This is a genomic window from Flavobacterium saliperosum (genome assembly GCF_900100625.1).
In the GTDB taxonomy this organism is placed as follows: Bacteria; Bacteroidota; Bacteroidia; order Flavobacteriales; family Flavobacteriaceae; genus Flavobacterium; species Flavobacterium saliperosum.
The window spans coordinates 701,617-716,409 of record NZ_FMTY01000001.1 but is presented as its reverse complement, the minus strand read 5'-3'; the positions used below and the strand labels follow the sequence as shown (position 1 = coordinate 716,409).

The following is a 14,793-nucleotide window of genomic DNA, read 5'->3' as shown; positions in this document are numbered from 1 at the left end:
GTAACAGGAGCGCTTTTTTTATGCTATAACCGGAATCAATTATCGGACTGGTACCACTCGGCAAACGAGGATTCGGTTTCCTGGAGTTTTAGTGAGTGCAGTTGAATGTTATGGGGGAGACGGTTTTTTATCTTTTCGGCAAAATCAATCACCATATTTTCACTGGTAGGCTGATAATTCACTAAAATCACATGATGACCGCGGTTTTTCAACTCGTTCGCCAACTCGATATGTGGTGTGTTCTGATTGAAAACCGTAGCGTGATCAAAAACATCGACAATTTCTTCTTTCACTATTTTTTTCAAATCACCAAAATCAATCACCATTCCGAATTTCACATTCGAAGTATCCGTTATGGGTTTCCCAATTACGGTAACAGAAAGTTTGTAACTGTGCCCGTGAACGTTTTTGCATTTTCCGTCATAGCCGTAAAGCGCGTGTCCGGTTTCAAAAGTAAATTGTTTTGTGATTCTGATGTTGCTCATCGTACTTGAATTAGGAGACAAATTTAGTAAATAAAATCGAGCAACACCTTTTCGGTTTTTCTTCCGGGAAAGTTATTGTTTTGCTCAAGGTCGTCAGGACCCTATTTTTTTATTTCTATAGGAAGAAAATTGTTTTTTAATGTGGGTTTCATCTTATCTTTGATAATCTATTTAGTGACCTATGAGTGATTCCGAAATCAATCCGTTGTACGAACAAATTATTGATGATCTGATGCGTCAGAAATTCAGTATTGCCGATCATTTTTTTTCTCCCGAAGAGGTGGCGACATTGCGCAAAAGCCTTTTGGAAAAATTTGAAGAAGACCATTTCAAGAAATCGGCCATTGGCAATCAGGCCAACGAACAAATTGTGGATGCGATTCGCGGCGACTTTATTCTTTGGTTGAACGAAGAAGGTGCAAATGAAGCCGAGAAGCTGTATTTTGATCGAATCAATGATTTTGTACACTATCTAAACCGAACCTGTTTTTTAGGGATTCAGGATAAGGAATTCCACTATGCCTTGTATCCGGAAGGGACTTTTTACAAACGACATCTGGACACTTTTCAAAACGACAGTCGTCGTAAACTTTCGATGGTTTGTTATCTCAATGAAGAACATTGGCAAATCGATTTTGGCGGGGAACTCACCATTTACATAAAAGAAAATGGAGTGGAGTCGGAACGCAATATAGTTCCCGAACAGGGGAGAATGGTGATTTTTGAAAGTCAGGAGCTGGAGCACGAAGTCAAGCCGGTAAAACAGCCGCGATTGAGTATTACCGGATGGCTGAAAACACGATAGCGCTACAGGTTTTTTTCTCTTTTCTTCGCACGATAATACATCCAATACGCGATAGCCACCAGAACCACGAAAGGAATAAAAGTTCCGATGAGTACCCCAATCTGATAACCGGAATCGGGAGCGTTTTTGATTTTTTCCTCAATATTGGTCTGTTGAACTAAAAGAAATAAAGGGCTCATTTTTTCTTAAATTGGTTTAAGGCATTCACGGTGAAATCAGAAAGGACCAATCTGCCTGAAATTCCGGCTCTTTCGTACAATAGGGTGTCCCAGTTTTCGGTGCCTTCCCACAATACTTTTTTCATATCCGCTAAAGCTTCTGGATTGTAACCGGCTAATTTTGTGGTGAAGTTGTCCAACTCCGTATCCAAATCGGCAACCGTTTCAAAAACTTTGGCATACAATCCTTTTTCATGTGCCCAAGCTGCGTTTTTCCATTCGTGAGCGGCCAATGTCATTTCGCCTAATGCGGATTTTCCTATTTTTCTCGAAACCGCCGGTTCAATAACGAAAGGCCCGATGCCAATTGCCAATTCCGATAATTTAATGGCACTTTCGGTAGTGGCCATGGCATAATCACAAGCCGCTGCCAGACCAACACCGCCGCCAACCGCTTTTCCGTGAATCCGTCCCACAATCATCTTGGAACATTTTCGCATCGCATTAATCACATTGGCGAAACCCGAGAAGAATTTTGCACCTTGCTCTAAGTTTGAAACAGCTAATAATTCATCAAAGGAAGCCCCGGCACAAAAGGCGCCTTCACCTTCACTTTTTAAAAGAATAACAGTCACGTCCGGATGGTTGCTTAACCTGTTTATTTCATCGGTTAAGCGCTGCAATTGTTCGCTCGGAAATGAATTGCTTGCCGGGTGTCCAAAAGTAACCGTGGCAATATTATTTTCAATAGTTGTTGATAATGTTCCGTTGCCTGAAGACATAATTAGCGTTTAAGTGAAAAATGACTTTTAAATTCGTTGCGTACATTGTTTACGGTGTACTCTATCTTGAACCAATAATCGGTTGCGGGAAGCTGGTTTCCGTTGAAGGTACCATCCCATCCCTTCCCATCCGGACTGATTTCTTTTACAAGTTTTCCAAATCGGTCAAATATATAAATTTTGGCTTCATAGGAAGCTAACAAATTGTCGATTTTCCAGGTATCGTTGTATCCATCTCCGTTAGGGGTAAAGAAGCTTGGATAGGTAACGGTATGGACAAGGTTTGATGTTGTGACACCACACTTCGCTAGGTCTCTGACAAAAATCAAGTAGGCTCCGTTCGAAAGTCCGGAAAAGATTCCTGTAGGCTGCCAGTACGTGCCGTCAATACTGTATTCATATACGCCGTAACCACCTTGTGCAGTAGCCTGAATGGTGGCTAGCCCATTTGAAAACAACGGTGTTATAAGGACAGCAGTTACAGTTAGCGGTTCTGAGGAAGCGTCTATGGTAATGGTATCGCTGGTTTCACAAGAGGTATTGGTGTTGGTAACCACCACGGTATAAGTTCCCGCTTGCGTGATATGGTATACGGCATTTTGATTGCCGTTAGCATCGGTATCCGGATTGGCCGGAGTCCAGGTATAGCTGAAATTCCCTGTATTGCTTGGAGTGGCGTCGATGTTTTGCGACCCCAAACCGGTTGCGGGATCAAGACAAAGTGTGAAATCATCACCCAAATCAATATCCGGAATCGGATTCACCGTAAGGTTTAAATAGGGTCCCATGCCAACGCATTCGTTGTTTAAATTACTGTCAACCCGAACGTAAAGAGTCTGGCTGCTGGCAACCGTATTTCGGTAAGGAGCGGAATTGGTGCCCATTACGGCATTTTGTTCGGCTAAAGCGTCGTTTAAATTTTCGTAGTAAGTAACCCTTAAATTCTGACTGCTGGTGAACGAATTCAAAATGCCTGTTGTGGCTGGAGTGAAATCAAAATAGGCATAACCGTCATTTTCCGGGTCATTCGGGTCGATATACATGTCACACTCTTCCAAAGTCTGCATATCGGCAGCCGTTATCTGTGTGGCTGAAACCAAGAGTGTGGTTGTGGCAATTCTGAAACAGCCGTTAGTGTTTTGCACGCGAATCCAAATCGTTGTTCCGGCTGAAATGAAGTTGGTGAAATCCGTTATCGGATTCGTGTTTGCCAATGCATTTGCGCTGGAAGTGAAATAAGAGAATACCACATCCGGATCGGTACTGATCAGCGAATTTGCTTCTGTCAGATTAAAAGCGGTTATGGCATCTTGATTATCATCACATTGTTTTAATGTAATGTTGTTATTTATTACCGGAAGCGAATGAACCACTGCATTAAATGTTGTGGTAACGAAACAGTTTGTGGTTGCGTTCTGTAAACGAACGTAAATGATTCTGCTGTTTGTGTTTAAAATTGTTTGCGGGTTGCTTCCCGTGTCGGCATCGTTTTGAGATAAATGGTAAGTAACGATGATTCCTGTTTGTCCGGCAAGAACTTCATTTGTTTTTGTGCTGAAATTGAAGTTTGCTGTTCCATTGATGTCACTGCCGTCAGTGGTGTCGTCGCAAAGTTCATAATCCAAGATGGTATTGATAACCGGTAATGGATTTACAGTAACGGCTACGGTAGCGGACACGGAGGTACACGGACCGATAGCCGGTAAGGTATACGTGTAATTTCCGGAAACATCCACGGCCGGATTGAAGATGTTCGTTCCGCTGGCTAAAGCAGGTGACCATGTTCCTCCAGTGTTGGCGTTTGGTCCCAGCAATGCAAATAAATCAAATGCGGCATCGTTTTTACAAACCGTTTTTTGATTGTTGTTTCCCGGGTTTGGCGCCTGTTGTATGGTTACGGTAATCTGCAGGTTGACAATTTCACACAATCCCGTAAAATTATAGTTGTAAATTCCCGGAGGATCAATCGCGGGGTCGAAAACACCCGTACCGCTGGATAAAGCCGGTGTCCAAACACCTCCCGGATCGGGATTTCCTTCAATTTGACCGAACAAGTCGGTGGTTGTGTTGGAGCAAACGGTAATTTCAGTGTCTCTGGGTTCGCTGCCAAAACCTGAATAATACCCTGCAAAACCGGCTACATTGCTGGAGCCAAATAATCCCACTGCCAGTGGTCCTGTGGACTCGGCTTTGATGTTTCCGGTATATCCCTGTAAGCGGTAGGTTACCCATTGGGAAGTTCCCAACACGGGTTCCGGTAAGGCGGTAACGGGTACTCCGTTTATAGATAATGTAGAGCCCGCATAGGTCAGTGCTATGATCTCACTGAAATAATTAGTGGAACCTATGGAGTTGGCACTAGGAATCAAATCCACGGATTTTTGAAAATAACAGCTTAAAGGAGGAATGAAATTCAATCCGGATGTCGCGTCAGAAGAAGATCCTCCCAAAATCTGATACAAATAAATCGGTTTTGAAGAGGTGATGTACATGTTCTGATTGTTGGTTCCCTGATACATTGTAGAAGGAATCAGGGTGTATTCGCCTGCATTTAAAGTGGCAAACGATGTTGGTGATCCGTTTATGAATACCTCCGTGTTGTCCTCCGTAGCGATTACTAACGGGGTTTCAACAAGGCTGCTTCCATTACCTTTCACAACGATATATTCGGTTCCCACCTGTTCTAAAGGGACAATCTGGTCGAAAGTGAAATCCTGACCGTCCTGTTCTGTTCCCATTCCTGCCAAGGCGTTTCCGCTGTTTACGGCAATGGGTTTGTCCGATACCAGTAAAGCGCCAATGAATCCGGTTAAATTTGCCGATGTATTGGTGTAACCGGATACGGTTACGCTTTCACCGTTATTGAGTCGGAATGTTTGGGAGTTTTGTGTTAAAGTGGTGCCGTTAACCGCAAATTCGACACTCCTGTCGTAATCTGATAGTGTAACGGTTGTATTGTCTTCGGTTGCCATGAAACTTGCAAAAAAGTTTCGTAAATCGCCGTAATCGCTTTGAGGTAAACTGCCTAGTCGAAATTCGGTTCCCAATCCCTGATATCCTTTCGCGACCAATATTTCAGCATGATTCTCTGCTCTGACTTTAAATGTGGCGTAAAATTCGTTACTTCCTTCAAGAATCAGTCCTTTATCGTTTTTTACGATATTCAGATCATTGTTCGAGATTAACATTGTGGAAGGTTGGTTGTTTCCGATGGCGACTCTCACGGGATTTCCGGCAGAAATCGTAAAAGGAGAACCGGCTATCGGGGTATTATCCCCGCGGGTTACGGTGACCTGAAAAGGGGTTGTTTCCGGTGTTGACAGGTATACATAATGATCTCTAACAAAAGTTTGTCCGTTTCTGGCATGGATGGGGGGTATCCAGTGCTTTTTGCTTAATTGTGCATTCATTACGTTAGAACCAATCAATAATATAAGAAATAATAGCCTCATCAGTGGTTTGTAAAATTAAAAATCACAAAAATAGAGGAATATTGTTATATTTTCTTCGGATGTATTAAAATTAACATAAAATAGCTATGTTTGTTGTGAACAATTATTATATATTCATATGAAAAAAATTACAGTTTTAGCATTCTTGTTTGCTTCCGCATTTATGTCGGCACAAGATATGGAAGTGATTAAAGGCGATTTCAGTTTTCTTAAGGATCAAAAAGAAGTTAATGTGGAGTTTACTTACGACAACCTGAAGTTAATGAAAGAAAACCTTACCGATGAGCAGTATGTGGCGGAAAGGGTTGCTGACTTGAATGAAAAAGGAAAAGGTGTTGGTGAAACCTGGAAGAAAAAATGGTACGCTAGCAGGGATTTGTTGTTCGAAAACAAATTCACAGAATTGATGAATGTTGTTCATACCAAAGAGAAAAAAGACATTTCTTTTCAGGAAGATCTGAAACAGGCCAAATATACTCTAATTGTGGATGCGGTTTGGATTTACCCTGGTTATAATGTAGTTATGGCTAAAAAGGGAGCTAAAGTAACCACTAACCTTAAATTCGTTGAAACGGCAAACAGAAATAATGTTGTGCTTGAAATTAAAAGTGAGGAAGCGCCCGGAGATGTTTTCGGAGGTTCTTTCAGTAACGAAGACCGAATTGGAGAAGGTTATGCCAAAACAGGAAAATCATTGGCTAAACTATTGTTGAAAAAAGCATATAAATAAGCATCCGATGGATATAAAAAAGCCCCGAAATATTCGGGGCTTTTTTTATTTTATGCCTGTTAGGCCTGGACCATGCCAATTTCACTAATCTCTTCTGTCTGATTGTAGATGTATTTCGCATCGCCAAAAGCAAGTATCGGATAAAATATAAACGGAAGGAAAATCAATCCTACCGTGAAGGCTGAAGTTTTACCGAAAGATTTCGATAATTCGTTCGTTATCACAATAGCAAAATAAATGTTTGCGATAGGAATAAGTAACATGAAAATCCACCAGATTGGTTTTTTGATGATTTCCAGTAAAACAATTCCGCTGTAAATTGGAATCAAGCAAGCCCATCCCGGTTTTCCGGCTTTAGTGAAAACTTTCCACTGACAAATAATAAGGAAAAGGGTAAATCCGAAGAAAAACAATAAAATAGTTAGTAAAGCTGCTGCCATAAATTATAAGGTTTTGGTTAAAATTGGTTAAATGTTTTCGCCTTTTTCCGCAAGTTTTCGTTCCAGTTCGGCCTGAAACTCTTCCATAACCGGTTTCATTGTGCTTTCGGGAATGTCGGCAATCCGGATGTACATCAAGCCATCCACCGCATTGTTAAATAACGGGTCCACGTTAAAAGCCACAACCCTTGCGTTTTGTTTGATGTATTTTTTGATCAATACCGGCAAACGCAAACTGCCCGGTTCCAACTCGTCGATAATTTTGTCGAATTTGTTCAGATCAGACTCCGCTTCGTCAAAAATAAAATCTTTATCGGCGTCCTTCAGTTTGACTTTGTACTCCTTTTTCGGATGTACGTATTGCGCAATATAAGGGTCATAGTAATTCGACTTCATGAACTCAATCATCAGGGATTTTGAAAATTCCGAGAATTGGTTGCTGATGCTTACGCCGCCAATAAGGAATTTGTGTTCCGGATAATGTAAAGTGGTATGAACTATTCCTTTCCAAAGCAGGAATAACGGCATGGGTTTCTGCTGGTATTCTTTGATGATGAACGCTCGCCCCATTTCAATGGACTTACTCATCATGTCAAACAATTCCGGTTCGAAGCGGAACAATTCCTGAAGATAGAAACCGTTAATTCCGTGTTTGGCAAAAATTTCGGCGCCCAATCCCATACGGTACGCTCCGGCGATCTGCTGGCTGTCATCATCCCATAAAAACATGTGATGGTAGTAGTTGTCGTATTGGTCCAGATCGATGGCTTCATTGGTGCCTTCACCCACCTCGCGGAAAGTGATTTCGCGCAAACGTCCTATTTCATGCAGGATATTCGGGATTTTGTCGGCCGTTACAAAGAAAACCTCGTAGTTCTTGCTTTGTAAAAGACGATGATTGCCTTTTTTCAGACAGCTGACTTCTTCCAGAATCTTATCATGATTGGCCGGTTTGGCAATCTGTTTCGGGTTTTTCGGAAGTTTCAGACTCGGCGTAGTCAGCAACTTGCTTTCGGTTTCGAAAGGGTTGGCCAACATGTAGGTTTTCTTGCGTAAAAATTCCGAATAGGATTCAATGGTTTCGTATTCGTTCTGTTCGGCTACCGAAATCGGTTTTCCGATGCGGACTTTAATCACACGGTCTTTTTGGGTAAGCAGTTCCGAAGGCAGTTTTGCAGTACGTAACGTGTCGTTTATTTTGGATAGGAAATAAAACAATTTGCTGTTTTTGGCGTGAAAATAAATGGGTACCACCGGCACCTGTGCTTTACGAATCACTTTTATGGCCCCTTCTTCCCAGGGCTTGTCCACTACCAATTGCCCGTCTCTGTACGTGGAAACTTCGCCGGCCGGGAACATGCCCAGCGGTTTCCCGTCGCTTAAATGACGTAACGTTTCTTTGATTCCAATCACGCTGGATTTAGCATCCTTATGATTTTCGAAAGGATTTACCGGCATGATGTACGGCTTCATCGGTTCGATACGGTGCAACAGGAAATTGGCGATAATTTTGAAATTCGGCTCTCTTTCAAGCATCAATTTCAAAAGCAAAATACCGTCGATGCCTCCCAGCGGATGGTTCGAAACGGTAATGTATGCGCCTTCTTTCGGTAATCGTTTTAAGTCTTCTTCGGGGATTTCAAATTTAATCTGAAATTCATCCAATATGGCATTCAGAAACTCAACATCCTTCAAATGTTTGTTCCTGTTGTATATTTTGTTGAGAGTAGATATTTTCAGTGCCTTCATCAGTAACCAGCCTGAAAAGGTTCCTAAAAAGCCGTATTTATCAGCATTAATTGCTTTTGCAACTTCTTTAGCGGTAACTAAACCCATTTAGTTTTGGTTTTTGAGCGAAAAACAAAGATAGCAATAATAGTGTAATGGTTGAAAAGTTTGTGGCGGATAAATGTAAATTCTCAGGCTTTCAAAGATATTTATTTGACAATCAATTGTTTATAAGTAATTGAAAAATGTGTTTCAAATTTGGGTGTTTTTTATATACATTTGGGAAAAAGATTCTCCTAAAATGAAGATTATATCCTATAACGTCAACGGAATACGCGCCGCCATCACCAAAGGCTTTCTCGATTGGTTGCAAAGCGCTAATCCTGATGTAATTTGCCTACAGGAAATCAAGGCCACCCCGGAGCAGATTCCCACACTGGATTTCGAACTTTCGGGCTACCCGTACCATTATTGGTTTCCGGCCGAAAAAAAAGGGTATAGCGGTGTGGCGATTCTCTCGAAAATACAACCTAAAAATGTGGTGTTCGGTACCGGAATTGACTATATGGACAAAGAAGGACGCAATCTGAGAGTGGATTTCGATGATTTTTCAGTCATGAGTTTGTACTTGCCTTCGGGAACCAACATCGACCGCTTGGAGCACAAGTTCCAGTACATGGACGATTTCCAGAAATACATCGACAACCTGAAAAAAGAAATTCCGAATCTGATTATCGGAGGCGATTATAACATCTGTCATCAGGCCATCGACATTCATGATCCGATCCGCAACGCAAAAGTGTCCGGATTTTTACCGGTCGAAAGAGCCTGGCTGGACAATTTCATGAAGAGCGGCTTCATCGACAGTTTTCGTCATTTTAATAAAGAGCCGCACCATTACAGCTGGTGGAGTTACCGCGCCAATGCCCGAAACAACAATAAAGGCTGGCGAATCGATTACAATCTGGTGAGCGAACCGATGCGCAACCGGTTAAAACGTGCCGTGATTTTACCGGAAGCCAAGCATTCCGATCATTGTCCGGTGCTGGTGGAAATAGAATAGCTTTCAGGAGCTGTTCCCGGTTCCCGATAGCTATCGGGACGTTCTATCTTTGCTTGCTTAAAGAAAGCAAGCAAAGGATGCCACTCCCATCGGGGCTAGGGTATTCGGTGAAAACAGACGCTCAGCATTATGACCAATTGGAATATATAGAATTCGCGTATGAATTCTCAAGGTAAAGAATAAAGACAAGTGTAAAGTAGAAATTGAATAATAATAAATACCACAAGAAGATGATAAAACAAGTATCTGCAGGAATTTTGGCGTTAGCCTTAACCACCTCTTGCGTTTCTAAAAAAATGTACACCGATTTAGAAACCAAATTCGCCGATTTAAAGAAAGAAAACCGTCAGTTGGCGGACGATAATACCGCATTATCAACCGCTAAAGGCCAATTGGAAAACGAAAAATCCACATTGCAGTCGGAACTCGACAAACTGAAAGCCGAAAGAGACAAACTGGCTTCGGATTACGCGGCGGCAAGCAATAATCTAAAAACATTGCAGTCGTCTTACAACGCTTTGGAGAAAAACAGCGACGAGGCGCTGAAAAACAACATGGACAAAAACCGTGAATTGTTGGCGCAATTGGAAGCGAAAGAAAAAGCATTGGCTGCCGAAAGATCCCGTTTGGATAAACTGAGCAAAGATTTGAAAGACCGTTCTGACCGCGTGAACGAATTGGAAAGCATGATCGCAGCGAAAGAAGCGGTGATGAACAAATTGAAAGAGACTTTATCGAAATCGTTACGGGCGTTTGAAGGGAAAGGGTTAACCGTACAGCAAAAAGACGGGAAAGTGTACGTTTCCATGGAAAACAAACTGCTTTTCGAATCGGGAAGCTGGACCGTTGGTTCTGAAGGTAAAAAAGCCGTTGACCTGGTCGGAAAAGTGTTGGGCGACAATCCGGATATTGCCGTGTTAATCGAAGGACATACCGATAACGATAAAATTACCGGAACCATTGGCGGCGGCGTGGAAAACAACTGGGATTTGTCTACAAAACGTGCTACGGCTATTGTGAACATCCTAACGTCAAATACGATGGTAAGAAAAGAAAACCTTACGGCTGCCGGACGTGGCGAATATTCGCCTTTAATGAGCAACGAAACCGCGGAAGGCAAAGCGAAAAACCGTCGTATCGAAATCATCCTGACCCCGAAATTGGATGAAATCACTAAGATGTTGAACGATATTTAAGAAAAGTTTTAAAGTAACAAAGTGACTGAGTAGCTTAGTTTCTGAGTCATTTAATCCATCACTAAAGGAAAGGTTCACGTGAAAGCGCTGAACCTTTTTCTGTTAAATTGAATTTCAAATATAATTTGCGTTTTATATTTGCACTTTGAAAGACTTTGTCACTTAGTTACTCAGCAACTTAGAAAACATGAACTACACTATTTTACCTAATACCGATTTACAAGTAAGCAAGATCTGTCTCGGAACCATGACTTTCGGAAACCAGAATACGGAATCCGAAGCGCATTCCCAACTGGATTTTGCGGTTGAAAAAGGCATCAATTTCATTGATACGGCCGAAATGTATCCGATTGGCGGCAACGAACACATTTTCGGAAGCACCGAGCGTTTTATAGGAACGTGGTTGCACAAAATCGGAAAAAGTGAAAGGGAAAAACTGGTGGTGGCCACTAAAATAGCCGGACCCAATCGCGGTATGGGCTACATTCGCCAACCGTTGGATTTTTCGAAAAAAAGTTTGCACGAAGCGGTCAATCTGAGCCTGAAAAACCTGCAAACCGACTACATCGATTTGTATCAGATGCATTGGCCGGAGCGCGTGATGAACATGTTTGGCAAGCGTGGTGTTTCAGAAATTGATACTAAATGGCAAGACAATATTTTAGAGGTTCTGACGGTTTTTGACGGTTTGATCAAAGAAGGGAAAATCAAACACATCGGGGTTTCCAATGAGAATCCGTGGGGCGTGATGAAGTTTTTAAATGAAAGCGAGAAGCACAACCTGCCGAGAATTGCTACAATCCAAAACCCGTATTCGTTATTGAACCGTTTGTTTGAAGTGGGCTTGTCCGAAATCTGTATGAGAGAGAATGTAGGTTTGTTGGCTTATTCGCCACTCGGTTTTGGTTTTATCACCGGAAAACACCTGAAGGGCATTGTGCCGAATTCCCGCTTGGATTTGTTTCCGCATTTTACCCGTTATACGAATGAAAACTGCCACAAGGCAACCAAAATGTATCAGGATTTGGCTCACGATTGCGGATTGACCGTTACCGAAATGGGAATCGCTTTCGTACACCATCAAAAGTTTGTAACCTCGACCATCATCGGCGCTACCACCTTAAGTCAGCTGGAAGAAAATATCAATGCTTTTGAGGTACAGTTGACTGATGCGGTTTTAGCACAAATCGATAAAATTCAGGAATTGATTCCTAATCCGGCGCCTTAAATTTTTAGTAATTTATAGGTTGACACGTGTCCCGAATTTGTTCGGACGTTTAAAAAATACAAACCGGTTGCTAACTTTGACGTATTCACGGAAAGTAGTGACCGGTTTTCCGTTTTTTGTGAGACCAGTCTTTTTCCGTTAAGGTCAAAAATTTCCAGAACGTCCGCAAAATGTTCTTCTTCATTATTTTGAACAAAAACTTCCGATGTTGCAGGATTCGGATAAATGACAAACGCTTTTTTGTCGTTTTCTGCCATATTTAGCGAACTGTCGACCAGTTTGTAAATGACGCCATTATTGATGGAGCCCACATAGAGTTCACCATGCATGTCTTCCCCGAAGGTTACAAAACCGTTACCAGTGAACGTTTGCGAAAAAGTAACATTACCCGTACTGTCGGCCATGCCAATCTGAGCCTTGCAGTAATCGGAAAAGAAATAGTTCCCCTGAAAATTCGGATAGGCAGTCCCGCGATAGACATAACCACCTGTTATGGAACAAAATCCATTGGTGTGATTGGTGGTAAACAAAGGGGCTTTCATCGTGTTTTGAGCCGCACAACCCGCTGTGTTGTAGGCAACATTGCCTTCATAGCAGCGCCAACCGTAATTCAGTCCGGCTTCCGCAGCACCGGCACGATTGACTTCTTCATACAGATTCTGACCCACATCGGCTATCCATAAATCACCGGTTTGACGGTCGAAGCTGAATTTCCAGGGATTCCGAAGTCCGATGGCCCAGATTTCATCGGCTCCGGCCACACCCACATACGGGTTGTTCGGCGGAATTCCGTATGGAAAACCGGAGTTGACATCAATACGCAGCATTTTGCCTAATAATTCGTTGGTGTTTTGTGCCCGGTTTTCGGGATCGCCACCACTACCGCCATCGCCCATGCCAATGTATAAATAACCGTCGGGACCAAATTTCACACTGCCGCCGTTATGATTGGAAAAAGGTTGTGGGATGGTTAAAAGAATCGTTCCGGAAGGATTGGCCAGATTGGGATTACCCGCCGCCACCGAATAACGCGCAATTACGGTATCTCCGTTAAGATTGGTATAATTGATGTAAAAGTAGCCGTTGGAAGTATAATCGGGATGAAACGCCAAACCCAATAAACCCTGTTCGCCACTGGCATTGGTTAAAGTCGTTACATTCAGGAAAGGAGTGGCATTGGTGGTCCCGTTGGGATTCAGAATCTTAATGAGTCCATCCTGTTCCACCACAAAAAGCCGACTATCACCGCAATGGGTAATTTCCACAGGAGCAGAAAAACCCGTGGCGAAACTCTGTAATCCAATGACAGCAGGTGAGGTTTGCGAATGTTGCGCACATTGTATAAAGACCAAAGCAATAAACAGAAATTTTGTTTTCATAATGTAATTGTTTGATTATCATAAATTTATAAAAAAATCCCGACACTTGGCCGGGATTGTTGCTTTATAAATTGAATTACTTTTCCACGCTATAGCCTTTTATTTTTGCAAAAGCAACCACTGAAGTATTGATCGCGTTGCCCAAATCGTCCTGTGATTTTGATTTTTTGGCTTCTGCATCGATAAACGCCTGACGTTTTTTGGCCAATTCGCCTATTTCTTTCTGAATGGCTTCGCGTTCTTTGGCTTTCTTCTCCACATAGGCCTTAATTTCGGCCGCCGATTTGTTTTGGAGTTCTTTCGGCAATTCCTCTTTTTTCAGTTTGGTAACCGCTTCTTTGTCTTCTTTCAGTTTGTCGACCAAATCCCAGCTTTCGTTTTTATACACGGCTTTCGATTTACTTACGGCGCGTTCGGCATAATTCGCCGCGGATACTCCCTGCGCATTGCGGTCCTGTGTTTCCTGATTCATTTTTTTGGAATGGCCTAAAGAACCGTAGCTCACATAGGTCTCGTTAATTTTGGCATTGCATTCTGAAATTCGGACATCATAAGGCGTGGCGATGTATAAAACCGCGCGATTGGAATCGATGTTGAAGTATTTTCCTTTCCCGGCATCGGCACCGTCTTTCCAGAAGGTACGGATTCCTTCCTCCTGATTGCCGCAGAAAATGGTGTTGATGTAAATGTCATTGTGCAAGGCATCGCTGATGGCTTCCCGGTAATTGATGCCGCCTTGGTTGAACGGTTCGTTTCCGGCAATGTAAATCAATTTCATGTTGGAATTGTCTTTACCCCAACTCAGTTGTTTTGTGGCATCGGCAATCACGGCACCACAGTATTCGTTGCCGCCATTGGTACGCAAAGCAAACAGTTTTTCGGAGATAAGGTCCAAATCGGTAGTCAATGGGGCAACCTGTCGGATGTAATTTGATTGTGGTGAAAGTCCGTCATTCCCGTATTCGTACAATCCGATTTCAATGTCCGGTGTTTTGCCTCGGTATTTTAATGTGGTTAAGGTATTGACGATGTTCCACAAACGGGATTTTGCCTGTTCGATCAAACCATCCATACTGTTGGAGGTATCCAAAAGAATGGCGACCTGAATTTTGGTGTTTTCGGCTGTTTCGGTGATTTCAAATGTTTTTTCCGATGCGATTTCTCGGTCTTTGGCATTTGAATTGTTACAGGCTGCAAAAGATAAAGTCGTTGCTAAAAGTGCTGAGGGTACTAAAAAAAGTGTTTTCATGGTTTTTCGTTTTATGATTATAGCTCAAAATTATTCAGAGAAATCACGTGTTTTTTGCAGAATGGGTGAAACGGGGTTTTGACTTGGTGAAACTATTA

General features: G+C 42.4%; 13 protein-coding genes. 5 read left to right on the top strand and 8 right to left on the bottom strand.

Going from position 1 to position 14,793, the window contains the following annotated elements; all coding sequences use genetic code 11:
- Window positions 1-35 precede the first annotated feature (35 nt).
- Window positions 36-485, bottom strand: a complete 450-nt coding sequence (locus tag BLQ05_RS03380; protein WP_074460083.1) for a 6-pyruvoyl trahydropterin synthase family protein — start codon at window positions 483-485, stop codon at window positions 36-38.
- 181 nt (window positions 486-666) lie between these two features.
- On the opposite strand from BLQ05_RS03380, the gene BLQ05_RS03375 reads away from it, so the two are divergent.
- Complete coding sequence (locus BLQ05_RS03375; RefSeq protein WP_023575720.1) at window positions 667-1,290, top strand: 2OG-Fe(II) oxygenase; 624 nt, start codon at window positions 667-669, stop codon at window positions 1,288-1,290.
- Between the two features lie 2 nt (window positions 1,291-1,292).
- Here BLQ05_RS03375 and BLQ05_RS13770 read toward each other — a convergent pair whose 3' ends face one another.
- The 3 genes from BLQ05_RS13770 to BLQ05_RS03365 are packed head-to-tail and all read right to left on the bottom strand — an operon-like array spanning window position 1,293 to window position 5,682.
- Complete coding sequence (locus BLQ05_RS13770) at window positions 1,293-1,469, bottom strand: hypothetical protein (RefSeq protein ID WP_176756865.1); 177 nt, start codon at window positions 1,467-1,469, stop codon at window positions 1,293-1,295.
- Window positions 1,466-2,230: an enoyl-CoA hydratase/isomerase family protein gene (locus tag BLQ05_RS03370; protein WP_023575719.1), complete on the bottom strand. Its 765-nt coding sequence runs from the start codon at window positions 2,228-2,230 to the stop codon at window positions 1,466-1,468. Before BLQ05_RS03370 ends, BLQ05_RS13770 begins: the two co-directional genes overlap by 4 nt.
- Before the next feature lie 2 nt (window positions 2,231-2,232).
- Entirely contained in the window at window positions 2,233-5,682 is a 3,450-nt protein-coding gene (locus BLQ05_RS03365) for a T9SS type B sorting domain-containing protein (RefSeq protein WP_081711836.1), read from the bottom strand.
- A gap of 118 nt (window positions 5,683-5,800) precedes the next feature.
- Between BLQ05_RS03365 and BLQ05_RS03360 the strand changes: the two genes are divergently transcribed.
- Window positions 5,801-6,412, top strand: coding sequence for a hypothetical protein (locus tag BLQ05_RS03360; RefSeq protein WP_023575717.1), 612 nt, complete (start codon window positions 5,801-5,803; stop codon window positions 6,410-6,412).
- Window positions 6,413-6,471: 59 nt separating this feature from the next.
- On the opposite strand, the gene BLQ05_RS03355 is transcribed toward BLQ05_RS03360, so the two are convergent.
- The gene (locus BLQ05_RS03355; RefSeq protein ID WP_023575716.1) at window positions 6,472-6,852 is read right to left on the bottom strand and encodes a DUF5684 domain-containing protein; all 381 of its coding nucleotides are present in this window, start codon (window positions 6,850-6,852) and stop codon (window positions 6,472-6,474) included.
- A gap of 27 nt (window positions 6,853-6,879) precedes the next feature.
- Window positions 6,880-8,688 (bottom strand): GNAT family N-acyltransferase, encoded by a 1,809-nt coding sequence (locus BLQ05_RS03350; RefSeq protein WP_023575715.1) that lies wholly within the window; start codon window positions 8,686-8,688, stop codon window positions 6,880-6,882.
- 193 nt (window positions 8,689-8,881) lie between these two features.
- Here BLQ05_RS03350 and BLQ05_RS03345 point away from each other — a divergent pair, with 193 nt between their 5' ends.
- From BLQ05_RS03345 to BLQ05_RS03335, 3 genes are all read left to right on the top strand, one after another.
- Window positions 8,882-9,643 (top strand): exodeoxyribonuclease III, encoded by a 762-nt coding sequence (locus tag BLQ05_RS03345; protein WP_035654103.1) that lies wholly within the window; start codon window positions 8,882-8,884, stop codon window positions 9,641-9,643.
- Window positions 9,644-9,873: 230 nt separating this feature from the next.
- Window positions 9,874-10,839: an OmpA family protein gene (locus BLQ05_RS03340; RefSeq protein WP_023575713.1), complete on the top strand. Its 966-nt coding sequence runs from the start codon at window positions 9,874-9,876 to the stop codon at window positions 10,837-10,839.
- A gap of 187 nt (window positions 10,840-11,026) precedes the next feature.
- A complete protein-coding gene (locus BLQ05_RS03335; RefSeq protein ID WP_023575712.1) occupies window positions 11,027-12,067 on the top strand; it encodes an aldo/keto reductase in 1,041 nt (346 codons plus the stop codon).
- Here BLQ05_RS03335 and BLQ05_RS03330 read toward each other — a convergent pair.
- Window positions 12,064-13,446 carry a PQQ-dependent sugar dehydrogenase gene (locus BLQ05_RS03330; protein ID WP_023575711.1) on the bottom strand — a complete coding sequence of 461 codons (1,383 nt, stop codon included), beginning with the start codon at window positions 13,444-13,446 and terminating at the stop codon, window positions 12,064-12,066. The genes BLQ05_RS03335 and BLQ05_RS03330 overlap by 4 nt on opposite strands.
- A gap of 76 nt (window positions 13,447-13,522) precedes the next feature.
- Entirely contained in the window at window positions 13,523-14,695 is a 1,173-nt protein-coding gene (locus BLQ05_RS03325; protein ID WP_023575710.1) for a vWA domain-containing protein, read from the bottom strand.
- Between the last annotated feature and the right edge of the window lie 98 nt (window positions 14,696-14,793).